Annotated in this window: 17 protein-coding genes; 8 read left to right on the top strand and 9 right to left on the bottom strand. The window is 58.7% G+C overall.

What is annotated here, in order from left to right:
- Positions 1-373: 373 nt before the first annotated feature.
- Positions 374-2,197 carry an aspartate--tRNA ligase gene (gene aspS / locus FEM03_RS11635; protein ID WP_138086441.1) on the top strand — a complete coding sequence of 608 codons (1,824 nt, stop codon included), beginning with the start codon at positions 374-376 and terminating at the stop codon, positions 2,195-2,197.
- A gap of 143 nt (positions 2,198-2,340) precedes the next feature.
- Here aspS and hpf read toward each other — a convergent pair whose 3' ends face one another.
- The gene (gene hpf / locus FEM03_RS11630) at positions 2,341-2,691 is read right to left on the bottom strand and encodes a ribosome hibernation-promoting factor, HPF/YfiA family (protein WP_138086440.1); all 351 of its coding nucleotides are present in this window, start codon (positions 2,689-2,691) and stop codon (positions 2,341-2,343) included.
- A 311-nt stretch (positions 2,692-3,002) separates the two neighbouring features.
- On the opposite strand from hpf, the gene FEM03_RS11625 reads away from it, so the two are divergent.
- A complete protein-coding gene (locus tag FEM03_RS11625) occupies positions 3,003-4,460 on the top strand; it encodes a Gfo/Idh/MocA family protein (RefSeq protein WP_138086439.1) in 1,458 nt (485 codons plus the stop codon).
- Positions 4,461-4,534: 74 nt separating this feature from the next.
- Here FEM03_RS11625 and FEM03_RS11620 read toward each other — a convergent pair whose 3' ends face one another.
- Positions 4,535-6,241, bottom strand: a complete 1,707-nt coding sequence (locus FEM03_RS11620) for a DUF4407 domain-containing protein (RefSeq protein ID WP_138086438.1) — start codon at positions 6,239-6,241, stop codon at positions 4,535-4,537.
- Positions 6,242-6,357: 116 nt separating this feature from the next.
- Positions 6,358-7,518: a serine hydrolase domain-containing protein gene (locus FEM03_RS11615; protein WP_138086437.1), complete on the bottom strand. Its 1,161-nt coding sequence runs from the start codon at positions 7,516-7,518 to the stop codon at positions 6,358-6,360.
- A gap of 157 nt (positions 7,519-7,675) precedes the next feature.
- Here FEM03_RS11615 and FEM03_RS11610 point away from each other — a divergent pair, with 157 nt between their 5' ends.
- From FEM03_RS11610 to FEM03_RS11590, 6 genes are all read left to right on the top strand, one after another.
- Entirely contained in the window at positions 7,676-9,076 is a 1,401-nt protein-coding gene (locus FEM03_RS11610; RefSeq protein ID WP_138086436.1) for a hypothetical protein, read from the top strand.
- Positions 9,073-9,912, top strand: coding sequence for a sugar phosphate isomerase/epimerase family protein (locus FEM03_RS11605; protein WP_166442802.1), 840 nt, complete (start codon positions 9,073-9,075; stop codon positions 9,910-9,912). The genes FEM03_RS11610 and FEM03_RS11605 overlap by 4 nt, the downstream gene beginning before the upstream one ends.
- A 39-nt stretch (positions 9,913-9,951) precedes the next feature.
- The gene (locus tag FEM03_RS11600) at positions 9,952-10,521 is read left to right on the top strand and encodes a type 1 glutamine amidotransferase domain-containing protein (RefSeq protein WP_138086434.1); all 570 of its coding nucleotides are present in this window, start codon (positions 9,952-9,954) and stop codon (positions 10,519-10,521) included.
- Positions 10,522-10,539: 18 nt separating this feature from the next.
- Positions 10,540-11,664: a DNA topoisomerase IB gene (locus tag FEM03_RS11595; RefSeq protein ID WP_138086433.1), complete on the top strand. Its 1,125-nt coding sequence runs from the start codon at positions 10,540-10,542 to the stop codon at positions 11,662-11,664.
- A gap of 20 nt (positions 11,665-11,684) precedes the next feature.
- The gene (locus FEM03_RS25580; protein ID WP_276609654.1) at positions 11,685-11,813 is read left to right on the top strand and encodes a hypothetical protein; all 129 of its coding nucleotides are present in this window, start codon (positions 11,685-11,687) and stop codon (positions 11,811-11,813) included.
- Between the two features lie 85 nt (positions 11,814-11,898).
- On the top strand, positions 11,899-13,329 hold the full coding sequence (locus FEM03_RS11590) for a GntP family permease (protein WP_138086432.1): 1,431 nt from the start codon (positions 11,899-11,901) through the stop codon (positions 13,327-13,329).
- Between the two features lie 11 nt (positions 13,330-13,340).
- Here FEM03_RS11590 and FEM03_RS11585 read toward each other — a convergent pair whose 3' ends face one another.
- The 6 genes from FEM03_RS11585 to FEM03_RS11560 all read right to left on the bottom strand — a co-directional run bounded on the left by FEM03_RS11585 (position 13,341) and on the right by FEM03_RS11560 (position 24,099).
- Positions 13,341-14,594 carry a DUF1552 domain-containing protein gene (locus tag FEM03_RS11585; protein ID WP_166442801.1) on the bottom strand — a complete coding sequence of 418 codons (1,254 nt, stop codon included), beginning with the start codon at positions 14,592-14,594 and terminating at the stop codon, positions 13,341-13,343.
- Positions 14,595-14,613: 19 nt separating this feature from the next.
- Positions 14,614-17,088 (bottom strand): DUF1592 domain-containing protein, encoded by a 2,475-nt coding sequence (locus FEM03_RS11580; RefSeq protein WP_138086430.1) that lies wholly within the window; start codon positions 17,086-17,088, stop codon positions 14,614-14,616.
- Between the two features lie 18 nt (positions 17,089-17,106).
- Positions 17,107-18,243 carry a sialidase family protein gene (locus FEM03_RS11575; RefSeq protein WP_138086429.1) on the bottom strand — a complete coding sequence of 379 codons (1,137 nt, stop codon included), beginning with the start codon at positions 18,241-18,243 and terminating at the stop codon, positions 17,107-17,109.
- Between the two features lie 491 nt (positions 18,244-18,734).
- Positions 18,735-19,406 carry a PEP-CTERM sorting domain-containing protein gene (locus tag FEM03_RS11570; protein ID WP_138086428.1) on the bottom strand — a complete coding sequence of 224 codons (672 nt, stop codon included), beginning with the start codon at positions 19,404-19,406 and terminating at the stop codon, positions 18,735-18,737.
- Between the two features lie 461 nt (positions 19,407-19,867).
- Positions 19,868-23,005, bottom strand: coding sequence for an efflux RND transporter permease subunit (locus FEM03_RS11565; RefSeq protein WP_138086427.1), 3,138 nt, complete (start codon positions 23,003-23,005; stop codon positions 19,868-19,870).
- A complete protein-coding gene (locus FEM03_RS11560) occupies positions 23,002-24,099 on the bottom strand; it encodes an efflux RND transporter periplasmic adaptor subunit (protein WP_240772751.1) in 1,098 nt (365 codons plus the stop codon). Before FEM03_RS11560 ends, FEM03_RS11565 begins: the two co-directional genes overlap by 4 nt.
- Positions 24,100-24,108: the final 9 nt, after the last annotated feature.

Here is a 24,108-nt window from a genome sequence, read left to right as displayed (position 1 = left end):
TGGGTGAATCGTAATACGGGCGGGTTGAAATTCAAGTGGTGTTTGAGTGTGAGAAGGGGCTGATTCTCAGGTGGGGAAGGAGATGTGAGGACGGAGCGTGGATTCCTCAAGTTGAGTGTGAGAGGGGCTGGGGTTTGAGCTGACATTAGGTCGACAGTGAGGAGGCTCGGGTTGGTCTGAAATGCGGAAGTGGGGATGTTCGGGATGATTTTCCGGGGGCAGGGAAGGTAGTAGGCTCGTCCCGAGCCTTGGCTGATGGAACAGCAAGGGCCGGGACGGCCCTTCTACTTTGCTCGGGCATTGCCATAATGGCACTTGCGCAAGAGCCAGTTCTGGGGCATCTCACCGCCCGCTTTTTTCGCCCTCCTTTGTCATGATCGCCAACGTCTACCGCACCCACCATTGCAACGAACTTCGCCCGGATCATATCGGGGAAACCGTCACGCTCACGGGCTGGATCAACACGGTGCGTGACCAGGGTGGGGTGATTTTTGTGGATTTGCGTGACCGTGAAGGGATTACGCAGGTGGTGTTCCGTTCGGAGGAGAGTCCTGAGGCGGCGGCGTTGAGCCACAAGCTGCGGGATGAAGATGTGTTGCGCGTTTCGGGCAAAGTGGTGCAGCGGCTTGAGGGCACGGCGAATGAAAAGCTGGCGACGGGCGCGATCGAGATCGTGGCGCAGGTAGCCGAGGTGCTGAACAAGGCGGCGGTGCTGCCATTTCAGTTGGACACGGAGCTGAGCAACGAGGATTTGCGCTTGAAGTATCGCTATCTGGATTTGCGTCGTCCGCGCATGAACAAGAACCTGCGCACGCGGCATCGCATTGTGAAGGCCACGCGGGATTATCTGGACGAGGCGGGGTTTGTGGAGGTGGAGACGCCGATTTTGTCGAAGTCGACGCCTGAGGGCGCGCGGGACTTTTTGGTGCCGGCGCGGTTGAACCCGGGGAAATTTTACGCGTTGCCGCAGGCGCCGCAGCAATACAAGCAGCTGTTGATGGTGGCCGGTTTGGAGAAGTATTTTCAAATTGCGCGTTGTTTCCGCGATGAAGATTTGCGGGCGGATCGTCAGCCGGAGTTTACGCAGGTGGACATCGAAGCTTCGTTTGTGACGGAGGAGGACATTTATGCGCTGGTCGAGGGATTGGTGGCGTCGATGTTCAAGGCGGGTCGCGGGGTGGACATCCCCACGCCGTTTTTGCGCATGACTTGGAAAGAGGCGATGGATCGGTTTGGCAGCGACAAGCCGGACACGCGTTTTGGGAATGAAATCGTGGATTTGGGCGATGTGTTCGCGAAGACAGAGTTCAAGATTTTCCGTGGCACTTTTGACAAGGGCGGCGTGGTGCGTGCGATCAACGCGAAGGGGTTTGCGTGTCTGACGACCGGACAGATGAACCGCTTGAACGAGATTGCCATTCAGGCCGGGTTGCCGGTGAAGACGCTGGCGTTCATCAAGTGCGAGAACGGCGAATACAAGTCGCCGTTGTGGAAGTTCTTCACCGAGGAAGAGAAGGCGGGTTTGGTGGCGAAGATGGCGATCGAGGAAGGTGACATCGTGTTTTTTGTGGCCGGTGAGTGGGAGAGCACGTCGACGATTTTGGGTCGGGTGCGCCTTGAGATTGCGGACATGCAGGGGATCACGAAAGACACGGAGAAGTTGAACTTCTTGTGGGTGATTGATTTTCCGTTGCTGGGTTACAGTGAAGAAGACGGCAAGTGGAACGCGGTGCATCATCCGTTCACGCGTCCGAAGGCGGAAGATATTCCGCTGCTTGAGGCTGGGGAGTATGCGAAGGTGCGGGCGGTGGCGTATGACGTGGTGTTGAACGGCACTGAGCTGGGTGGGGGGTCATTGCGAATTCACGAGAGTGATTTGCAGGCGAAAATGTTTGAGGTGCTGGGGGTGACGGGTGAGGAGCAGCACGAAATGTTTGGCCACATTTTGGAAGCGTTTCAATATGGCGCGCCGCCGCATGGTGGACTGGCGCTCGGGTTGGATCGGATCATCATGCTGGCGGCTGGCGAGGACAGCATCCGTGAGGTGATTGCGTTTCCGAAGAACAACCGGGGTCAGGAGTTGATGACGATGAGTCCGGGGTCGGTGGACTTCAAGCAGTTGAGGGATTTGTATGTGCAGAGCACGTTCAAGCCGAAGGAGAAGGTGGCTGAGACGGGTGTCGAAGGGGTGAAGTGATCGAGTGATGACTCGAGATCGACGGAACGTCGGTGGTCCGATGGGATTTCTTAGCCGATGACACATCGGCGCTCCATGGGCAATAAAAAACCCGGGCAAGGGTGGCTTGCACGGGGTGGTGTTTGAGTCTTGATTCGGAAGTATTATGCGCCGAGACGTTTTTCTTGTTCGACGGTGCGCTGCACTTTTTGGCGGCGTTTGTCGATCAGTGCGGTATGGCGTTTGCGCAGCTGGCGGGCCAGCTGGCTGCTGACTTTGTTGAGGGTGCTGTAGACATCTCCGCCGGTTTGTTTGGCGTGAATGTCGGGACCCGGAACGGCGAGGTGGGCTTTGATGGTGTATTGCTTTTCCGGATTCTCGGACGGGTTGTGGGAGAGCACCACGTGGGCGGCTAAAATGTCGGCGAGATCGCCGAGAGACTCCATTTTCTGCGAGACATACTGGCGGATGGGAGTGGTAAACCGGAAGTTCCTTGGGTCTAAATGAATTTGCATGGTTCTTCAGTTGGTTGGTTGTGTTTTCTGTCTGCACCGTTGGTTCCAAAACAGAGGTCTGATTTGGTTGGCGCTTAGTGATTTAGACAACAGATGGGTGACCTTGTTGGAAAATTTGAACCCCCGATACAGGTTTCAGGCACGAATTTTATGACGGTGAAGATGAGGCCGGGGAATTTTGCGTGCGAAATAAGAAATTTTCCCGAACCACCCGTAAAAAGAGATCGCCATGCACGTTTGAATCACCTAGCCTTTTAGCCCACGCTGGGCTTTGCGCCGCACGTTTTCCAATTCACAATACCAACTCAAATATGGCCAAAACATCCTTTAATCGCCGTCGTTTCCTCACCTCTTCCGCTGCGGTCGCGGGGGGTGCATTCAGTTTCCCCAACCTCCTGCTGCACGGTCAAAATACGGCCGGCAAAAAGCTCAATCTGGCCATTATCGGTGCGTTTGGCAAAGGACAGTCGGATACCCAGGCCATTGCGCTGGATCACAATGTGGTGGCGCTTTGCGACGTGGACAAGGGTCGGCTCGAACAGGCTGCCGCACGTCATGCGAAGACTTTTGTGGATGCTGGTCTGACCGCTCCTGCGACGGCTCCGAAGCTGTATCAGGACTTCCGCAAGATGCTGGATGAGAATCACAAGGAAATTGATGGCGTGATCATCAGCACTCCTGACCACACCCATTTCCCTGCAGCGATGTGGGCTCTCGGTTACGGCAAACATATCTGTGTGCAGAAGCCGCTTTGTAACTACATCTGGGAAGTGCGCGAATTGCACAAGGCCGCGAAAGCAGCTGGTGTGGTTACGCAGATGGGCAACCAGGGGCGGACGATGGAAGGTCAGCGTCTTGCCAAGGAATGGATCGAGCAGGGTGCGATTGGCACGTTGAAGTCGATCAATTTGTGGACCAACCGTCCCATCTGGCCACAAGGGCCGCTGAAAAAGTTGGCGGCTGAAGTGCCGTCGGAATTGGATTGGGATTTGTGGCTGGCGCAGGAGGCAATGGAGCCTTATTTCGAGTTCGAAATTCCTGAGGGTCAGAGCACCAAGTGGGGCAACAAGGTTCATCCGTTCAACTGGCGTGGTTGGTGGCAGTTCGGTTCCGGTGCGTTGGGCGACATGGGTTGCCACATCATGGATGCGACGTTCAGCATTCTTGGTCAGGCGATTCCCACGAAAATTGAAGTGGTGTCCGGTGAGACGACGGATCTTTGCGCGCCTACCTGGGCATCGTTGAAGTATCACTTTGCGGTGGGTCCGAACAATCCAGAGCCTTTGGTGGTGAGCTGGCAGGATGGTTCGAAAGATGGCAAACCGAACAAGCCTGAAAAGCCTGAGATGATGTCGGCCATGACCGATGAAGGCTGGGCGAAGGCGTCGAGCGGGATGATTTTCCAAGGCACGGATGCTTTGGTTTATGAAGGCGAAGCGTATTGCGCAAGCCCGGCGGTTTATCCTGACGCGAAGTTTACGGAAACGAAAATCGCGATGCGCGATGGCAAGATCAAAAAAACCGAGGCTCGCAGTCCGAAGCCGAACAACCCGCAGGGTGAGTGGGCGCATTGCATCGTCAATGGTGGCACGCCGAGCTCGAACTTCGATTACAGCTGCCCGCTGACCGAGTTCGTGTTGCTGGGCAACCTGGCGATCCGTTCCGGTGAGACGATTGTTTGGGACAAGGACGCTGGCAAGGTGACCAATGTGGAGTCGGCCAACAAGTTCATCAAACGCGCGGCTTATCGCGAGGGTTGGATGAAGTAAGTGAGTGGTCTTGATTGATTTGGAAACCTCTCCTGGCTTTGGTCGGGAGAGGTTTTTTAGTGGGGGGATCTGCGCTACGCGCGGAAGTCGGCGGAGCGGTGGTTTTGGGAGAAGAACTGGGTCATGCGAAGTTGCATGTCATCATAAAACTGCTTTTTGATGGCTTCGAGGATGGCCTGTTTTTCGGGGGCGGCTTCTTGGGCGGCGAGTTCTTCGAGGCGGAGTTTTTCGTGGAAGGATTTTTCGAGTTCGATGATGGAATCAAGGAATTCGCGGGCGGCGCGGGTGTGTTCGACACCGTCGACGAGGGCGTGTTCGAGGGGTTTGTTGCGGGTCACGGCGACAAGGTTGCCGGCGGTGAGCTGGTCCATGTAGCGGGCGTTGCTTTTGAGGAAGGATTGGTGTTCGGAGGAGAAGCGGACTTCGTCGCGGTCGAGAAGCGTGTCATACGGGCCTGGGCGGCAGAAGAATTTGACGATGAGGGGGATGGTGTCGACCAGCATGAAAAGCAGGGTGAGAATGAGGTAGGTGTAGAAGGCGAACTGGCCACCTTCGCTGCCAGCACCAAAAAGGCCGTGGAGGGCAAGGGTTTGGGTGAGGATGTCGCGGCGGGGTTCGGCTTTGAGGGCGGCGAGGCGTTCGGCTTCTTCGTTGGCGACGCTGGCGAGTTCGCCTTGCATACGCTCGAGTTCGGTGAGGCGGGCGTCGATTTGTTGTTTGATGGTGCCGCGAAGCTGGGACTGCTGATCGGCGAACTGGGAGGCCTGGTCGGATTCGACTTTTTGGCGAAGGGCGGTCACGCGGGCTTCTTCGGCCTGCTGTTTGGCAGCGAGGCTGGCGAGCTTGCCTTCAAAGGTGGCAATGGCAGCCTGTTCGGCCTGACGGCTTTGGGTTTCGAGACTGCTTTTTTCACTGCTGAGGTGTTCGAGGAGAGCGCCGAGGCGGCGGGTTTCTTCGCGACGCCAGGCGAGCTGGTCTTCCTGGATGGACTTGGCGCGCGGGCCGAGTCCGACGATGCCGGAGCGCTGACCGTTGACTTCGCGTTCAAATTCGGCCTGCCAGCTGGCGAGTTCACCCTGGATTTTGGTATAAGCGGGGGTGAGTTCGGCGGCTTGATTGGCGTTGGCAGTGAGGCGGGCGCGAACGGGGGCGGTGGATTCCTCGATGGCGGCTTTGAGCTCGGTGTTTTGCTCAGGGGTCAGGCCAGCAATGGGGGCGTCGTCTGTGACTTCCTGTTTGACGACGAATTCGGCCTGGAAGGTTTTGTCCCAGAGTTCGCGCTGGCCGGCGATGCCTTGTTCGATGGAGGCGAGTTCGGTGCGGGCTTTGGTTTTTTCGACGTCAAATCGGGAGCGAACCTCGGCCATTTCGACTTCCCGCTCTTTTTCAATGACGGTGTGGATCGTGTCACTGAAGAGAAGAAGGACGAGCGGGTGGGCGATGGTGAGGCCCATGAGCATGGCGACGACGAAGCGCAGGGTGAACTGGCTCATTTTGCGGAAGAAACCGAGGTAGGGTCGGTAGGAGGCGAGCAGGGCGCGGTCGATGGTGAGAATGATGAAGGCCCAGACGGCGGCGACGGGGTAGATGACGCCGGGGTTTTCGGTGAGGGTGGAGAGGGCGTAGGCGCAGGCGATGAAGGCGAAAACGGAGGGGACGAGGACGGTGGCTCCAAAGGCGACGTATTTGCGTTGTTCCCAGTCGGGGCACTGGTCGAGGGTCTCGGTGCCTGCGGAGGAGAGCCAGAAGAACAGGCGTTTGATGGGATTGGAGGAGCTCATGAGGAGAGTCGGGGTGGCTGGGAAAGAGTCGCCGTCACCGCAGAGATACTGTGGAACGGGAGGTTTCCATACAGGAAAACTCTGGCGTGGGTGATTTGGCGGGGGAAATCGGCGGACTACGGTCGCAAGGGGCCGTAGAGATTGAGGGCGGTGCTGATGAAAGCGCCTCCGGCGGTTTTGCCCTGGCCCGGAAAGCCTTCATGCTGGACGAGGTAGATGGAGATGAAGTTCATGGAGGGGATGATGGTCATGTTGGTCGAGAGGGCACCGCCATGGCCGACGCCGTGGTCGCTGACGGTGAAGCCATAACCGTAGCTTTCCTTGAGGGTTTCGGGGGTTTGGCGGGTGATCATCTGGCTGACGCTTTCTTCGCTGAGGAGCCGCTGGCCTCGGAAAGTGCCGTTGTTGAGGATCATTTGGCAGAAGTGCGCGACATCTTCGGCGGTGGAGAAGAGGCCGCCGCCAGGCATGGGCTGGCGGGCGGGATCGCTGAGCGGAAACCGCAGATAACCGGTGCGGGTTTCTTCGAGCGCGGATTTGCTGCCGGGTTTGGGTTTGTAGGTTTTGACGAGGCGTTTGAGTTGTTCTTCGCTGGGGAAGAAGGTGGTGTCTTTCATGGAAAGGGGCTCGAGCAGGCGTTTCTGCATGAACTCTTGATAGGACATGCCGGAGATGATCTCGATGATGCGGCCGAGGGTGTTGATGCCTTCGTTGCTGTAGAGGTAGGTGGTGCCGGGTTCGCTGAGCAGCGGGGCGGCGGCGTAGCTGCGCACGGCGGTTTCGAGGCGCAGCATGTCGAGGGTGGGAATTTCCAGGGCAGAGGTGAAGGGGAGACCGCTGGTGTGATTGAGGAGATGGCGGATGAGGATGGGTTGTTTGGGTTTTTTGAGCAAGATTTGATCGTCGTCTTTTTTCGCGATAACCATTTGTTCACGAAACTCTGGAAGGTGTTTGGTGACACGATCGCCCAGCTTTACCTTACCTTCGTCGACGAGCATCATGAACGCGGCGGCGGTCATGGGTTTGGTCATGGAGGCGATCCAGAACAAGTCGTCTTTCGCCATGGGCCGGTCGGCGGCAATGTCTGCCCTGCCGACGGTTTCGATGGTGATGATCCTGCTCTTGTTGGCGACCAGCATGACCGCGCCCGCGAGTTCGTTCTTGTCGACAAACGGTAGCAGGGCGGAGGTGAGCGAAACGGGCTTTTTGGTTTCCGCTTGAAGCAGGGAGCCAGTGAGCAGGACGAGCAGGAGAAACAATCGCGCGGAGGATTTCATGGGGGTTAAGGGGTAAATTTGGTGCAACCTACCTTGAATCGGTTCGGAGGCAAATGGCGGCGACGCACAACCATGAAGTTTGGCTGAAGCGAATTACTGGGGATGCCGCCGATGATGGAATGACACCGAATGCAACCATGATCTCCCGAATAATTTGATGGACCATTTTTATGCTGATGCTGCCGTGCGAGAACGGTTGATGGAATTTTTGGGAGGCGACTCGCTTGAGAAGGCGAGTGCGATCTACATCACGAAAGCGGACGGGCAGTCCTTTGATCCGCGGGCGTTGCATTTGCCGACGGAATTGAACCGGTTGTTGGATCAGCAGACGGATGTGTCGAGGTCGCTGGCGGATGAGGAGTCGCTGTTGCTGCATCTCGATTTGGAGTATGTGAATTTTGATTCGCCGTTGGAGGCTTATCGGGATCCGTTGTGGGCGTTTGAACTGCAGGAGCCGGTGGTGCGGGTGATTGAGGCGTTGTTGTTGAAGTGGGGGATTCGTCCATTGCATGTGATCACGGGTCAGGGGCATCATTTTGTGTGGCGTGTGCGGCGGGAGGGGGAGGTGGCGGAATCGATCCGAAAATTGGGACCTGCGCCGGAGCTGGCGGAGTTGTGTCAGCTGCGGGTGCCGGCGATGTTTCAGAGCAGGATTGATCTGGCGATGCAGGAGGCTTTTGGTGGACTGGGGCTGTTGCTGGAGCATGTGGCGCAGGAGGTGAAGGTAGCGGCTTCGAAGGTTTGCGCGGTGCCGGTGGAAATCACGGCGGTGCATGTGGGGCCGGGGGCGACGGGGGCGAGGGAGATGATCTCGATCGACATTTCGGAATACGGTGATCCGCTGCACACGCGCATGGTGAGGATGCCATTTACGAATTACCTGAAGCCGGGGTTGAGCGGCATGGAAAAGCATCTGGGGCTGGAGGGGAACTCGCCGGCGTTGCGGGCGATTCCGTTGCACGAGATGGATTATCGGGGTGCCCTGGAGGTGAGGAAGGTGGAGGACAGCGTGCATGAGCTGGCGCGCCGGGCTTGTGTGCGCATTCCGGAACAGAGCGAGGGCACGAGGCGTTTGCTGGATGACTATCTGGCTTCGCGGTTGAGGCGTTTTCATGAGCATTTTTATTCGACGCGGCATGATCCGCCGGAGAGGTGGTCGCAGACTTATGGGCAGCTTCCGATGGCAATGTTGCCGCCGTGTGTGCGGAGGGTGCTGGAGGATCCTAATGACCGGTTGTTGAAGCCTGCGGGAATGCAACTGGTGACGCGCACCTTGATGGCGCAGGGCTGGCATCCGCGTCATGTGGCGGGGTATATCCGTTCGATCTTTGAGAATTCCGCGTATGGCTGGCCGTTGGGATGGGCGGATTATGAGGCGGGGACGCGGGCGGATTTTTATGTGCGGGCGTTTGCCGGATTGTATGCGACCGGGGTGGATCGGTTGGTGGATTTTAATTGTGTTTCCACTTTTGAAAAAGGGTTTTGCGGAAAACCTGAGGATGCGGGTGCGTGCCTGGATCCATTGAGAGAGCAACTTCTAAAGGATCAATGTTTATGAAAACGTGGCCGATTGGTTTGTCGACAGGATGTTTTTATCAGCGCGGTTTTGTGGACGTGCTGGAGCAGATCAGGAACAGCGGATTTCGGGTGATTGAGATCTGTTCGTTTCCGAAACATCTGGATTATCACCGGGAGGATGAGGTGGAGCGGGCGGCGATGAAAATTCGCGAATTGGACATGCTGCCGTTTTCGTTTCATGCGCCGTTTGCGGATCACATTGATATCACTTCGTTCGACTCGGGAGTGAGGGAGGCGGCGGTGCAGGAGTTGTTGACGGCGTGTCGGGCGGCGGCGGTGCTGGGGGTGCGACATGTGGTGTTGCATCCGGGGCCGGAGCGGTCAGGGCGGCCGCCTTCGCATGAGTTTCTTGAGCACATGAAACATGCGGCGGTGTCGCTGGATCGGGTGGCGCGGGTGTGTTGTGATTTGGGGATTGAGTTACTTTTGGAGAACATGCTGCCGCATCTGTTGTTTGGGCATGTGAGCGACATGATGTATCTGCTGGGTGAGATCCGTGAGTGCAATGTGGGGGCTTGTCTGGACACGGGGCACGCGAATCTGGCGGGGGAATTGGGCACGACGATTCACACGCTTTCCGGGCATTTGAAGATGCTGCATGTGAATGACAATCGGCGCGATACGGACGCGCATTTGCCGCCGGGCGAAGGGCTGATTGACTGGCCGTGGCTGGTGGGGGAATTGGACAAGTATCATTTTGCGGGTTCGCTGATTTTGGAACTGTCGGGTGGGGCGAATGAACCGGTTGAGGTGGTCCTGGAGAGGGCGACGAGGGCGCGGAGTTATCTGGAGGGGTTGACCCTGAGTCTGGCATAGGAGTCCATCCGGAATGACTTGCTGGTTCGATCCGCCTTTATGAACACATCGTTGAAGAACAAAAGGGTGGCCATTCTCGCGGCAGACGGATTTGAGCAGATCGAACTGACTTCGCCGTTGGAAGCTTTGAGAAATGAAGGGGCAGAGGTGAGCATTGTGTCGCTGAAAACGGGGCGTATTCAGGGCATGAATCATTTGGACAAGGGTGACGAATTTGAGGTGGATCTGGCGCTGAGCGAGGCTTCGGCGGATGACTTTGATGCGCTGGTGATTCCGGGTGGTTTGGTGAATCCAGATACTTTGAGGGCGGATCAAGACGCCATCGATTTTGTGCGGGAGTTCGCGGAAGAGGGGAAACCCATTGCGGCAATTTGTCATGGGCCGTGGGTGTTGATCGAAGCGGGTTTGGTCGAAGGGCGAAGGATGACCTCATGGCCAGCGATTCAATCAGACATTCGAAACGCGGGCGGGGTATGGGTGGATGAGGAGGTGGTGGTGGATGAGGGACTGGTGACGAGTCGCAAGCCGGACGATTTGAAGGCGTTCAACGCGAAATTGATTGAGGAGGTTGGCGAAGGGTATCACGCGGGAATGGCACGCTCGGTGTGAGTGAGGAGAAGGGTTTGTATGTCAACCACGACGTCCAGGTCTGAGGTGGGCAAGGATGTCGCTGAAGAAGCGCGGGCGGCGGGGTTGAGATATATAAATGATGAGCGCCCGGGGATAAGTCGGTTGGGGGAGGTTGGAAAGTTCCGGTATGTGGATGCGAAGGGGAAAGTGGTGAAGGACGCGGAGACGCTGGGGCGGATCAGAGGTCTGGTGATTCCGCCAGCGTGGAAGGATGTGTGGATTTCGCCGGTGGCGAATGGGCATATTCAGGCGACGGGCAGGGACGCGCGGGGGAGGAAACAATATCGCTATCATCCCGATTGGCGGTCCCGTCGTGACGAGGCGAAGTTTCAGCACATGCTGGCGTTTGCGCGGGCGTTGCCGAAGATTCGGCGGCGGGTGAAGCGGGATTTAAGGAAGGACAATGCGCCGCGTTTAAAGGTCCTGGCAACAGTCGTTCGGTTGTTGGAGGTGACCTTGATCAGGGTGGGCAATGATGAGTATGCGAAGAAGAATGGCTCTTATGGATTGACGACGATGCGGAAGAAGCACGTGAAGGTGAAGGGGATGCGCGTGTCGTTTTCATTTCGTGGCAAGAGTGGCAAACGTCATGAGATTGGGCTGGAGGACAAACAAATGGCGAAGATGGTGAAGCGGTGTCAGGATTTGCCGGGCCAGGAGTTGTTTGGATATGTGGATGAGAATGGGGCGATGCGGGACATAGGCTCGCAGGATGTGAATGCCTATCTGCGTGAGATTGCTGGAGCTGATTTTACGGCGAAGGACTTTCGCACTTGGTCGGGGACGGTGTTGGCGGCGATGGCGTTGAAGGAATTTGAGCAGGTGACCTCGCAGAATGAGGCGCGAAAAAACATTGTGGCGGCGATTGAGGCAGTGGCCAAGATGTTGGGCAATACGCCAACGGTCTGTCGGAAATGTTATGTGCATCCAGAGATTTTGAATTCGTATCTGGAAGGGGCGACGACGGAGATGATTCAGCAGCGCATCTCGCCGAAGATGCCGCACTTGCGTCAGCTGAAGCCGGATGAGGCGGCGGTGTTTGTGCTCCTGCAACGGCGGCTCAAGGATGGGGATCGGAAAAGTCGGGTGAAGGTGGGTCGGAAGGTCCGACCGAACAGATGATGGAGAACGATTTCAACATTATGAAAACGCACGTTCAAAACCTACGTCGGAAGCTGGAGAGCGGCAAAATTGGGTGGATCTTTTTGTGGTTGATCGGAATTCCGATTCCGGTGTTGCTGATTCTCTTTTTGCTGCGCGGTTGCACCTAGAATGACGTGGTTGGGGAGTGGCATTCTTTGAGGGGCAATCATTTCGCAGTTGTGCTTTTGAGCGGGATTGCCCAGAGTGGCGGACATGTTGAATTTTCCATTGATGGCGTTGATCGAGGTGTCGCAGATGCGGCTGGTGGGGGTGTTGGTGGCGGCGGTTTTACTGATCTTGCTGTTGGTGATGAAGCTGCGGGTGCAGGCGTTTGTGGCGCTGTTGCTGGCGAGTGTGTTTGTGGGGGTGGCATCGGGGACGATGGGGATCACGGAAGTGGGAGAGGCGATGGTGCGTGGGGCGGGCAAGGAGATTGGGTTTATTGCGTTGATCATTGGGTTGGGGTCGATTTTTGGGGCGTTCATTGAGCACAGTGGTGGGGCGCAGAGTTTGGCGAACGGGTTGCTGGCGCGGTTTGGGGAGAAGCGGGCGACCTGGGCGATGATGTTGACGGGGTTCTTGATTTCAATCCCGGTGTTTCTGGATGTGGCGATTGTGATCTTGGCGCCGATCGTTTACACGCTCGCGCGCAGGAGCGGGAAGTCGCTGCTGTATTATGGATTGCCGCTGGGGGCGGGGTTGGCGGTGACGCATGCCTTTGTGCCTCCGACTCCAGGTCCGACTTGGGTGGCGTATGCGCTAAATGTGCCGCTTTCGCAGGCGATTTTGTATGGGCTGCTCGTTGGGTTGCCGGTGGCGGTGCTGACGGGGCCGTTGTTTTCGGTGTGGCTCGCCAAGCGGGTTTATGTGGCGCCTCCGCCATTGGTGGCGGGTGAGGAGAAGGGCCAGTTGCCGCCTTTTGGATTGATCGCGTGTGTGTTGTTGTTGCCAGTGGTGATGATCTTTGCGGGAGCGTTGGTGGAGCAGTCGGTGGCGGGATCTTTGCCAGCGGGAATGGAGCGTGCGGAGCTGACGGCAGCAAAGGCGGAGCTGTTGGCGGTGGCACCCTGGTGGCAGCAGACCGTTTCATTTTTAGGGCATCCGGTGGTGGCGCTGTTGGTGTGCGCGATGGTGGCGATGTATGTGTTGGGGACGATGCGCGGGGTCGGTCGGGATGATTTGATGGACATTGCGACGAAGTCGTTGAGTCCGGCAGGGGTGATCATTTTGATCACGGGTGCGGGCGGGGTTTTTAAGCAGATGTTGATTGAAACGCGGGTGGGGGAGGCGCTGGCGGAGACGTTGGTGAGTTTGGGGGCGGCACCATTGTTCATGGCGTGGTTGTTCAGCACGATCATTCGCGTGGCGCAGGGATCGGCGACCGTGGCGATGGTGGCATCGGCGGCGTTGATGGGGCCGATCTTGGCGTTAACGGAAATTTCGACCGGCCAGACGGCGTTGATCGTGGTGGCGATTGCGGCGGGAGCGACGGGGTTTTCGCACGTGAACGACAGTGGGTTTTGGGTGGTGGGTCGTTATTTTTGCATGACCGAGAAACAGACGCTGCAGACGTGGTTCTGGGTTGGGACAAGCATTTCGGTGCTGTCGCTGGTGTTCTGCGGGTTGTTGTGGTTTTTGGTGTAAGAGTTTATTGATCAGATGAGTTTGAGTCCGGTGAGGGTGCCGGTGCTGGTGCCGAAGGTTTTGTCATTGAGACCAAGCTGATGGAGGACGCTGAGGTAGAGGTTGCTGAGCGGCACGGTGCCGGGCTGGATGGCGAGGTGCTGGCCGTGTTGGTAGCGACCGCCGGCGAGGATGACGGGGAGGTCTTTGTTGCTGTGACTGGAACCGTTGCCGAGGTTGGAGGTGATCAGGATGGTGGTGCGGTCGAGCAGGTTGGAGTTGCCTTCTTTGGCGTTTTTGAGATTGGAAAGGAGGGCTTTGAGTTCGTCGAAGAAGGCGCGCTCGACGCGCTTGAGCTGGGCGATGTTTCCTTCGTCCTGGCCGTGGTGGGAGAGGTTGTGATAGCCGACATTAACTCCGGGAACTGCGACGGTGTCCTGGCGGAAGTAGCCGAAGGTGATGACGCGGGTGGAGTCGGTCTTGAAGGCGAGGTAGGTGAGGTCGCAGACGTTGCGCATGTTGGTGACGAGTTCATCCGGCGCGAAGGGTTCGGGGGCTTTGCCGGCGACCTTGGGTTTGGGGGTGTGCATCCATTCCTCGGATTTGACGAGGCGTTTCTCGGTGGCGCGGACGGATTCGAAATATTCTTCCAGCTTCTCCTGGTCCCGTTTGGAGAGGCGGGGTTGGAGGTCGTGGGCTTCGTCGAGCACGAAGTCGAGGATGCTTTTGCCACGTGCGATTTCTCGCAGCACTTTGGCCTGGTTGGTGCCGCCTGCTTCGGCGAACAGTTTGGCGTAGGCATCGGCGACGCTTTTCTCAGCCGGAACCATGCTGCCGCTGTCGGTCCAGCTGAAGTCGTTGGCTCCGGCGCTCAGCGTGAGGGTGTCGAAGCGCGTGTGCTGGCCAAGGGTGGCGGCGACGTGTTGGTCGAGCGAGCGTCGGTTGCGTTCAGTGGAGGGCTGACCGGTGAAGATGCGGGGCTGGGCGGCGTGACCTCCGCTGACACCGGGATGGTCGAGTCCAGAGATCACGGTGAACTGGTCGCGGAAGTCGGCGAGCGTGGAAAGATATTCGGTGGGCTGATAGCCGGGGCCAGTTTGTTTGGGGAGGATGGCGTCGCGATAGATGCCGAGGGGCAGGCAGATGAGGAGGAGTCGGCGTGGTTCTTTGTCAACGTCGGCGGCGTGCAGGATGCCGCCCATCGATTCCAACCAGGGAAGACCGAGCGAGATGCCGACGCCACGGAGGAAGTGACGGCGCGTGGAGAGGGCAAGAGGTGGATTCATGAGCGGTCGGGGTGGATGGTCAGGGTTCGGTGAAAACGGGGCTGGTGATGAGGTCGAGGACGAGGGTGCGCATGCCGCTTTGGCTCTGGCGCGACTTGTTGGCGATAGCATGGAGCGGTTCGCGGTCGGCAAAGCCGGGGCGTTGACCGAGCGCGAAGGTGGCGAGCTGGTGGGTGAGGTTTTGGGCGACGAGGTCTTCGCGTTTTTTGACGAGTTCGCGGAATTCCTGGAAGCTGGAAAATTTGCCCGTGCCCAACCATTCGTCGGCGCTGTGAACGGGTGGGCCGTCGATGAGTTTGGCGCGTCGCCCGGCATTGGAGTCGCTGAGGGCGCGGTAGTTGTCACGCCAGTTGCCGATGACATCGAAGTTCTCCATCGCGAAGCCGAGCGGGTCGATTTTTTTGTGGCAGGAGGCGCAGGTGGCGATGTCGCGATGTTTGGAGAGCTGGTCTTTGATGGTGGTGGCACCGCGAATGTCGGGCTCGATGGCCGGGACGTCGGGGGGTGGTGGGGGAGAGGGGGTGCCGAGGAACTTTTCCAACAGCCAGACGCCACGTGCGACGGGCGAGGTGGTGCTGCCGTTCGAGGTAAGGGCGTGGATGCTGGCGTGGGTGAGCAGGCCGCCACGGACGGTTTTGGTTTTGTCGAGGCTCACACGACGGACGTCGGGACCGACCACGTCGGGGATGCCGTAGTGGCGCGCGAGGCGTTCGTTGAGCATGGTCCAGTCGGAGTCGATGAGCTGGTGGAGCGGCAGGTCGCGGCGGAACATTTCGGCAATGAATTGTTCGGTTTCGAGGCGCATGGCGGCTTCGAGTTCGAGATCGTATTCGGGATAGAGATTGGCATCGGCGCGCATGATCCCGACTTCGCGGACTCGCAGCCACTGACCGGTGAAGTCTTTGAGGAATCGCTCGGAGCGGGCATCGGCGATCATGCGTTGGGCTTGGGCGCGGCGTTTGGCTGGGTCGAGGAGACTGCCGTCGGCGGCGGCGGCCAGAAGAGTTTCATCGGGAGTGGAGCGCCACAGGAAATAGGACAGGCGTGAGGCGATGGCGTGGGCGTCGAGTCGGTTGGGTGGTTCTTCGTGGTAGAGGAATCGCGGTGAGACCATCATGGTGGCGAGGGTGCTTCGCAGGGCTTCATCGGGGGTCATGGTTTGCGCGAACGCCTCGAAAAGCACTCGGTATTTGTCGATGGCGGCGGACTCGACGGGACGACGAAAGAGCTTCGGTGCAAGGTGGGCGACGATGGCGGCGACTTTTTCGGGAGTGGGATTGGAGGGATCGATGTCGCCAAACAGAGTGCGATGGCCGTGCGGGGGCCAGGTTTCGTAGATGGGTCCTTCGATGCTGAAGGCGCGGATCGCGATGAAAGGGCCGGGCTGGTCGATCATGGTGCGATTCTGGCTGTGGGGGGCGCCGTCCATGAGAGTGAACTCGACGCGGTCGCCGGGTTCAAGGTAGAAGCGGGTTTCGACTTCGCGGGGTTGTTCGTTGGTGAAGGTGAAGATGCTTTGGGCTTTTGGAAGGACGCCTGAAGCGGGTCTGCCTGCCTTAAATTTTAGGCGCGTGGGTTTGCCGTCGTTTTTTAACGCGTAGGCGACGGCTTTCACCTGATACCAGCCGGGCTGACGCACTTGGAAGAAGCGGTTGGTTTGGGGTTCGCCGCTGAAGTATTGTTGGACGGTGAGGACGGCGTCGAGATGGAGGCCGTCGCCGGGCTGCGGGGGGCGCAGGGTGCCGTTGTCGCGCACGGGGAATCGATAGCCGTGGGCGGGGTCATCTTTTGCTTTTTCCTGCGCCTCAAGGGTGCGTTTTTGCTCGGCAGGAGTGAGTTGATCGAACTTCGCCAGACGATTGGTGAGGTCCCTCTTCGCGTTGTCGATGGAGAGTCGGTTGAAGTCGTGAAGGGTGAAGGTTTTGCTGGCTGTGGCGGGTCGCTTGGCCGGGGCGATGGCGCGGGCGAGAATGAAGTCGGCTGCCTTCATGTATTCCTGCATTTGGACGGCGGAAAGCATGAGTGCGGAGCCGTTGTTGTCGAATCCGTGGTCGAGCATGTCTTCGGGAAATCCGGCGGTGAAGTCACCATGCACATCGAACAGATCGGCGATGGTGTTTTGGTATTCCACGCGGTTCAATCGGCGCAGCACGACTTCGCCGCCGGTGCCTTTGAGGGCGATGGCCGCTCGCGCGAGCTCGGATTGGATCCATGTGGTGACGGCTTCGACTTCAGCGGGCAGGGGTTGGGTTTCGTCTTCTGGCGGCATCTCGGCAAGGTGGAGGTTGTCGAGCACGAGTTGCCAGTTTTCGGCATCGGCGGTGGTGGCGGATATTTTGAGTTCATCGACACGAAAATCGCCTTTGGGTTTCTTCGATCCGTGGCAGTCGATGCAGTAGTTTTGTAGAAAGACAGAAACATTAGGATCGAGATGGGGCGGCGATGCGGCGGAGATGGACGCGGCAAAGAGGAAGGTGAGGGCGATGATTTTCATCCGTTGAGACGTTCTTGATCAGGGTGACACAAGGCCGAAGGCACCATCGCGCAGGCCCTGGGCGCCGCCCTTGATGTCGGGTGGGGTATAGGTGTGGACTTCATTCCAGCTTTTGCCGCCATCGGTGCTGCGAAGGATGTTGAAGCGTTGTGGGGCGATGCTGATGAGGGTGCCGGTGTCGCTGGCGATGACTTGACCGGGCGAGACGGCGGCGGGGAGATCGGTCCACGTTTTGCCGTCGGAGCTTGAGCGGGAAGGTTTGCCACAGAGCCAGAAGTCGCCGCGCACGACGCTGAGCACCGCCCGTTTTGTGCCGGTGGGATGCGGACCGTCCCAGGTCTCACCGCCATCGCTGCTGGTCCAGGTGTTGGCGGAGTCGGCATCGGTCATCACCAGCAGATGGCCATTGCAAAGGAGGGTGCCGCGACCGGTGGAGGCGTCGAGACCTTTTGGTGCGAGCCATTGCCATGTTTTGCCAAGATCGTCGCTGGAGAAGAGGTGGCCGAACTTTGGTCCGTCTTTGCCGCGATTGGTGCCGAGCGCGAGAAAACGTCCGCTGGCCTCGCTGACAAACACGGGATCGACGTGGTGCGTGACCAGCTTGAAGCCGCGCGTATCGTCCTTGAAGGCTCCCCACATGGAGAACGTGTCAAAGGTCTCGCCAAGGTTGGCGGTGGTCGTCATAGTCATGTAGCCAGCCGCCACCAATGCGCCCTTTCCCGCCGCGAGTCCCCAGGTGCCGGGCATTACCCGTGGATCGCCTTTCGACTCCGGCAGTTTCGCATTGCCATGGGTGAGGTGCTGCCACTTGATGGCGTCATTCGAGGCAAGGTAAATGGTGGGTCCACCCCAGCCGGCGGCGACGAAAAAGACGCCATCATCATAGGTCACCGTTTTAGTGGCCCACGGGCCATGATCCGCTCCTGGCGCGGAGAAGAAGGTTTGCTGCCAGGTCTTGCCGTCGTCTTTGGATACGAGGATGCGTGCGCCGTGGCCAACCACGACAAAGGTCGGCACCTTGGGGTTGGGCTTCAAGTTGCCGCCGAGTGGGATGTCGGTGCGGAGTTTGGTGTCTGCGGGAGATTCTTCGGCAGCCCAACCGGCGTGGGTGAGAAGAAAGGTGAGCGTGAGGAGAAGAGCGGCGAGAAATTTCATGGGTGCGTGCGGAGGTCAAAAAAATGAGAGACGATGAGATGTGGAGATCTTTGCCCAAGAGAGCAGCACTCCTTCATGCTCGAACGACACATCCCAGGCGATGAACCATGCCGCCGCCTTCAATCGCTGCCGCGCGGCAAAAAGTTGTCTGAGAACCGTTTGATGATCGAGGGGCATGGTTGGCTTTGCACCTGCAACGATTCATCGCGATCAGTTCTGACAAATTGGTCAAAAATCGACAGAGTGAGTCATCCGCCGGACCAAGGGAAGATAGAAAATGCAATCTGGAAGCGCGGTATTGTCCTGTTCCAGGCAATCCTGTGGAGGGTCAATATCGATGAATCCACGATTGCTGGAACTCAATGTTGGTCGAGAACCAGCGAGCTTTGGCACTCGCTGACGCCTTGTCGGCCAGGGTGTTTTCGACGCAGACCGCCTTTTATTTATCCTCGTTGAAGGAAAAGAAAAGGCCCTCTCCAGATGTGTCGGAACTAGCGGCGGCGTCGAAAGAGCAGGATCATGCCGCTCAATCCAACGAAGAGTGCGCTGGTCGGCTCGGGAACAGCGACGAGGCTTACTCCATCAAGGACAGTCCACGTGTTTTGACCGGTGGTGCCTCTTGGTAGGAAGATGAGCGCCTGGCTGCTGGCGGTCGGCGTGAACAACATGGATTGGTTGACCCAAGGGAGAGCAACGCCTGGAGCAGGGGTGGTCATAATGTCCGAAATGAAGGTTTCAGACCCGAAGCTGACCTCCCACCAGGCGTCCTCAGAGGCAAATCGGCGGCTCACCGTTTGTTCGAAGGTCAGTAGATATTGTTGGCCAATCGTCAATCCATTGATCGTTTGTTGGATACCTTCACCAAGACTACCGGGAAAAGTGAGACCGCTGACGAAGGTTCCGCCATCTGAACTGCTCACGAAGGTGGAGAACGCACTCCCACCGTTTTGGAAGTTGGTTCCGATATGAAATAGATCCGTGCTGCCAAATGCCGATGACCAGCCGGTGGGCATGATGCCATTGTGACTGTTTGGCGGGTCGGGAGGAAGGGGGTAGCTGGGGTGCGACATGCTTCCATTGGTGACCAGATTTTGGGCCTGAACGGTTGCAACTGATGCAATCGCCAAAAGGGTGAAAGCAGCGAGGGTTTGTGTAATTTTCATGGGGTTTGATGCATTGATATGCTTTTGATTTTGCTGGTTAGATGACGGTGGGGATTCGCTGAGACATCGCTTGGGATCTTCGGACTCTGGGTCGCTCAAGGTAATGGGGGGGCTTTTTTGGCAGTGCTGCGTGAGGATGCAGTTCAGATGAGCATTCTGACTAAGGCTAATTATGGAAAACACTACATTTTTCTGAATTAGAATAACTAATCCACGGAAAATTTGGCCGACTGTTCATGGACTTGCCGACATCGAAGATTGACTTGCAGAACAAGGCCTATGCCGCCGTCCATTTTGACGAACCAAAGCGGTTTGGGGCGAATAGCGAAACCCGCCCTCACGCAGATGAAGGGGAGATCAGCGACGTGGCCGAACGACGTGGCGAAATCAGTGTCGGGTATTCAAGTGCGCCGAGTTATGCCAACCACCCAGGGCCCCATGGATTGGGTGTAATGCGTTGATCATGCAGACGCAGGGAGGGCGGTCGGCTGGGAAGTTTGTTCTTTGGCTTTGACGGGGTGTTTCTTTTTGCCGAAGCGGTCGAAGAAGATGTAGACGACGGGGGTGGTGAAGAGGGTGAGGGCCTGGCTGAGGATGAGGCCGCCGACGATGGCGTAACCGAGGGGTTGGCGGAGTTCGGAACCGTCGCCATGGCCGAGGGCCAGTGGGATGCCGCCGATCATGGCGGCGAGGGTGGTCATGGTGATGGGGCGGAAACGTTTGATGCTGGCTTCGAAGATGGCGTCGTGGGCGCTGAGGTTGCGGTCGCGCTCGGCTTCGATGGCGAAGTCGATCATCATGATGGCGTTCTTTTTGACGATGCCGATCAGCAAGAGAATGCCGATGATGGCAATGACGCCGATGTCATAACCGGAGACCCATAGGGTGAGGAGGGCACCGAGGCCGGCGGAAGGCAGAGTGGAGAGGATGGTGAGGGGGTGGATGAAACTCTCATACAACATGCCGAGGATGATGTAGATGGCGATGATGGCGGCGAGGATAAGCCAGGGTTGGGATTTGAGGGAGGATTGAAAGGCTTGCGCAGCGCCTTGGAAAGTGCCGGTGATGCTGGCGGGGATTTGCATTTCGTTGGTGGCGGCTTCGATGGCAGTGACGGCGTCGCCGAGGGCGAAGTTGGGTCCGAGGTTAAACGAGATGGTGACGGCCGGGTATTGGCCGAGGTGATTGACGGAGAGGGATTTGGTGCTGGCGGTGTCGAAGTTGATGAGCGAGGACAGGGGCACCTGGCCGCCGGTGAGGGGGGATTTGAGGAACAGTTTGTCGAAGGTGGTGGGGTCCGATTGAAGTTCGGGCGGGACTTCGATGATGACCTTGTATTGGCTGACCTGGGTGTAGAACTGGGTGACCTGACGTTCGCCGAACGCGTTGTAGAGCATGGCGTTGATGTCCTCGGTCTGAATGCCGAAGCGGGAGGCGGCCTGGCGGTCGATGGCAATATTGAGGGCGGGGGCGGTGGATTCCTGATCGGAGGTGACGTCGCGAAGTTGTGGCAACGTGCGCAGTTTTTCGAGGATGCGGGGAGCCCAGTGGTTGAGTTCGTCGACCTCGACATTGCGCAGGGTGTATTGATATTGGGTTTTGGAAGAGAGGCCGCCGACGTTGAGGTCCTGCTGGGCTTGGAAGAAGACGTTGACGCCCGGGATGTTGGCGGTGGCTTTTTTGAGTCGGGCGATGACGACGTCGGCAGGTTCGCGTTCGTCGCGTTCTTTGAGGGTGACCCAGTAGCGGCTGCTGTTGGAGCCGCCGGGGCCGCGTCCGCCGCCGCCGATGCGGTTAACGAAGCCGGAGATGGCGGGGTCGGCGACGAGGATGGCACCGATTTTTTCGGCGTGCTGATACATGGCCTGGTAGGAGATGTCGGGGGCGGCTTCGGCGGTGACGCTGATCATGCCGGTGTCCTGGAGGGGGAAGAATCCTTTGGGCATTTTGACGAAGACCCAGCCGGTGAGGGCGAGGGTGGCGACGAGGGAAAGGAGGGTGAGGGGTTGGTGACGGAGGACGAATTTGAGGGCGGTTTCGTAGAGGCTTTCGATGCGGCGGAAGAAGTTTTCGAGCAGGGTGTCGAACTTGCCGCGCAGGGTTTTGGCGTCGGGGGTTTTATGTGGATGGAGGAACTGGGCGCACATCATGGGCACGAAGGTGAGCGAGACAAAACCGGAGACGAGCGTGGCGATGGAGACGGTGACGGCAAACTCGCGGAACAGTCGGCCAACGATACCGCCCATGAGGAGGACGGGGATGAAGACGGCAATGAGGGAGAGGGTGATGGAGATGATGGTGAAGCCGATTTCGCCAGCGCCTTTGAAGGCGGCATCGCGTGGGGACATGCCTTCCTCCATGTGGCGGTAGATGTTCTCGAGCATGACGATGGCATCGTCGATGACGAATCCGACGGAGATGGTGAGGGCCATCAACGAGAGGTTGTTGAGGCTGAAGCCAAGCACCTTCATGATGGCGAAGGTGGCGATGATGGAGATGGGAACGACGGCGCTGGCGATGAGGGTGGCGCGGAGGTTGCGGAGGAAAAGGAACACGACCAGGGTGACCAGCACCATGGTGAGGACGAGGTGGAATTGGACTTCTTCGACGGAGGAACGGATGGTGCGGCTGCGGTCGCTGAGGATTTCGAGGTTGAGGGCGGGGGGGATCGAAGCTTGCAGTTCGGGGAGTTTTTCGCGGATGCTGGCGATGGTGTCGATGACGTTGGCATCGGCCTGTTTGCGGATCATGATGCCGACGCCGCGCTGGTTGTTGATGAGGGCGGCGGAGCGGGCTTGTTCGGGTCCTTCAATCGCACGGCCGACATCGCGGACACGGATGGGAGCGCCGTTGCGATAGGCGAGGATGAGATCGTTGTAGGGTTCGGCTTCGAGGAGCTGGTCGTTGGCGTAGATGGAGAGGCTTTGGCGCGGGCCGTTGAGGCTGCCTTTGGGGGTGTTGACGGTGGAGCTGGCGATGACGCCGCGCACGTCGTCGAGGGTGAGGCCGAGGGCGGCGAGTTTGGTGGGGTCGACCTGAACGCGGATGGCGGGTTTGCGTTCGCCCATGATGTCGACCTGGGCGACGCCGGGGAGCTGCGAGAGTTGTTGGGCGATGACGTTGTTGCCGTAGTCGCTGACTTCGGTGAGGGGGAGGACGTCGGAGATGAGGCTGAGGGTGAAGATGGGGGAGTCGGCGGGGTTGACCTTGCGATAACTGGGCGGGCTGGGGAGGTCGACGGGGAGTTGACCGGCGGCGGCGCTGATGGCGGATTGGACTTCCTGGGCGGCTCCGTCGATGTTGATGTCGAGGTCAAACTGGATGGTGATGGAGACGCTGCCGAGTCCGCTACTGGAGGTCATCTGGGTGATGCCGGGAATTTTGGCAAGCTGGTTCTCCAAAGGCGTGGCGACCGATGAGGACATGGTTTCCGGGCTGCCGCCGGGAAGGCTGGCGGAGACCTGGATGGTGGGGAATTCCACCTGGGGAAGGGGGGCGACCGGGAGGAGGGGGAAGGCAACGAGGCCGACGAGAAAGATGCCGATGGTGAGCAGCGCGGTGGCGATGGGGCGGCGGATGAAGGGGGCGGAGATGCTCATGATTGGACTTCCTTGTGGCTGACGAGCGAACCGGGTTTGAGTTTGTTTTGTCCGTCGCGGACCACGCGGTCGCCGGGGTTGAGGCCTTTTTCGATGATGGTCCAGCCGTCGAGATTGAGGCCGGTTTGAAGGGGGCGGGCTTCGACGGTGTTGTCGGGTTTGATGAGGTAGGCAAAAGGTCCGTCGAGTCCGGGCTGGATGACTTCGGGGGGAACGACGGTGGCGTCTTTGCGGGTGTCGACGAGCACGCGGGAGGTGATGAACTGACCGGGCCAGAGGGCGAGTTTTTCGTTGGAGAAGACGGCCTTGAGTTTGAGGGTGCCGGTGGTCATGTCGATCTGGTTGTCGACGAGTTCCAGTTTGCCTTCGTCGAGGAGGGTGCCGTCTTCGCCGATGGCCTGGACGGTGAGTGGAGCGGCACCGGGCTGCATGTGGGCGCGCAGAGCGGGGAGGTGTTGTTGGGGAAGGGTGAAGAGGACGGTGATGGGTTGCAGCTGGGTGAGCATCACGAGACCGGCGGGCTGGTTGGCGGTGACGACGTTGCCAGCGTCGAGCTGGCGGATGCCGGTGCGACCGGAGATGGGGGCGCGGACGGTGGTGAAGTCGAGATCGAGCTGGGCGGCGGCGATGGCGGCGGTATCGGCCTGGGCAACGGCTTCGAACTGGGCGACGGTGGCCTGGGCTTGATCGAGGTTTTGTTCGCTGACGGCGCGTTCTTTGATGAGAGTTTCGACACGGGCGAGTTCCTGGCGGGCGTTGCGGAGCTGGGCGGCGTTTTGGGCCTGTCGGGCGAGGGCCTGGTCGAGGGTGGACTGGTAGGGGCGGGGGTCGATGTGGGCGAGGATGTCGCCTTCCTTGACCATGCTGCCTTCGGTGAAGTTGACTTTTTCAAGCGCACCGCTGACCCGGGGGCGGACGGTGACGGTGTTGAAAGCCTGCACGGTGCCGATGCCGGTGAGCCAGATGGGGACATCGCGGGTGGTGACCTGGGTGGCGAGGACGGCGATGGCGGCGGGGGCTGGGGGTGGGCCGTTGGTTTTGCTGCTGGCGGCGTCTTTGCGCCAGATGAAAACGGCGACTATGGCCGCGAGCATCAGCAGAAC

Origin of the sequence: Phragmitibacter flavus, assembly GCF_005780165.1 — a bacterium.
Taxonomy (GTDB): Bacteria; Verrucomicrobiota; Verrucomicrobiia; order Verrucomicrobiales; family Verrucomicrobiaceae; genus Phragmitibacter; species Phragmitibacter flavus.
Note: the sequence above shows the minus strand (reverse complement) of the source record. Positions and strands in the feature narration are given on the sequence as shown.

Excerpts from the sequence above, each read along its gene's own strand:
- aspS (WP_138086441.1), top strand. The coding sequence starts at position 374 with ATGATCGCCAACGTCTACCGCACCCACCATTGCAACGAACTTCGCCCG.
- hpf (WP_138086440.1), bottom strand. The coding sequence starts at position 2,691 with ATGCAAATTCATTTAGACCCAAGGAACTTCCGGTTTACCACTCCCATC.
- FEM03_RS11625 (WP_138086439.1), top strand. The coding sequence starts at position 3,003 with ATGGCCAAAACATCCTTTAATCGCCGTCGTTTCCTCACCTCTTCCGCT.
- FEM03_RS11620 (WP_138086438.1), bottom strand. The coding sequence starts at position 6,241 with ATGAGCTCCTCCAATCCCATCAAACGCCTGTTCTTCTGGCTCTCCTCC.
- FEM03_RS11615 (WP_138086437.1), bottom strand. The coding sequence starts at position 7,518 with ATGAAATCCTCCGCGCGATTGTTTCTCCTGCTCGTCCTGCTCACTGGC.
- FEM03_RS11610 (WP_138086436.1), top strand. The coding sequence starts at position 7,676 with ATGGACCATTTTTATGCTGATGCTGCCGTGCGAGAACGGTTGATGGAA.
- FEM03_RS11605 (WP_166442802.1), top strand. The coding sequence starts at position 9,073 with ATGAAAACGTGGCCGATTGGTTTGTCGACAGGATGTTTTTATCAGCGC.
- FEM03_RS11600 (WP_138086434.1), top strand. The coding sequence starts at position 9,952 with ATGAACACATCGTTGAAGAACAAAAGGGTGGCCATTCTCGCGGCAGAC.
- FEM03_RS11595 (WP_138086433.1), top strand. The coding sequence starts at position 10,540 with ATGTCAACCACGACGTCCAGGTCTGAGGTGGGCAAGGATGTCGCTGAA.
- FEM03_RS25580 (WP_276609654.1), top strand. The coding sequence starts at position 11,685 with ATGAAAACGCACGTTCAAAACCTACGTCGGAAGCTGGAGAGCGGCAAA.
- FEM03_RS11590 (WP_138086432.1), top strand. The coding sequence starts at position 11,899 with ATGTTGAATTTTCCATTGATGGCGTTGATCGAGGTGTCGCAGATGCGG.
- FEM03_RS11585 (WP_166442801.1), bottom strand. The coding sequence starts at position 14,594 with ATGAATCCACCTCTTGCCCTCTCCACGCGCCGTCACTTCCTCCGTGGC.
- FEM03_RS11580 (WP_138086430.1), bottom strand. The coding sequence starts at position 17,088 with ATGAAAATCATCGCCCTCACCTTCCTCTTTGCCGCGTCCATCTCCGCC.
- FEM03_RS11575 (WP_138086429.1), bottom strand. The coding sequence starts at position 18,243 with ATGAAATTTCTCGCCGCTCTTCTCCTCACGCTCACCTTTCTTCTCACC.
- FEM03_RS11570 (WP_138086428.1), bottom strand. The coding sequence starts at position 19,406 with ATGAAAATTACACAAACCCTCGCTGCTTTCACCCTTTTGGCGATTGCA.
- FEM03_RS11565 (WP_138086427.1), bottom strand. The coding sequence starts at position 23,005 with ATGAGCATCTCCGCCCCCTTCATCCGCCGCCCCATCGCCACCGCGCTG.
- FEM03_RS11560 (WP_240772751.1), bottom strand. The coding sequence starts at position 24,099 with ATGCTCGCGGCCATAGTCGCCGTTTTCATCTGGCGCAAAGACGCCGCC.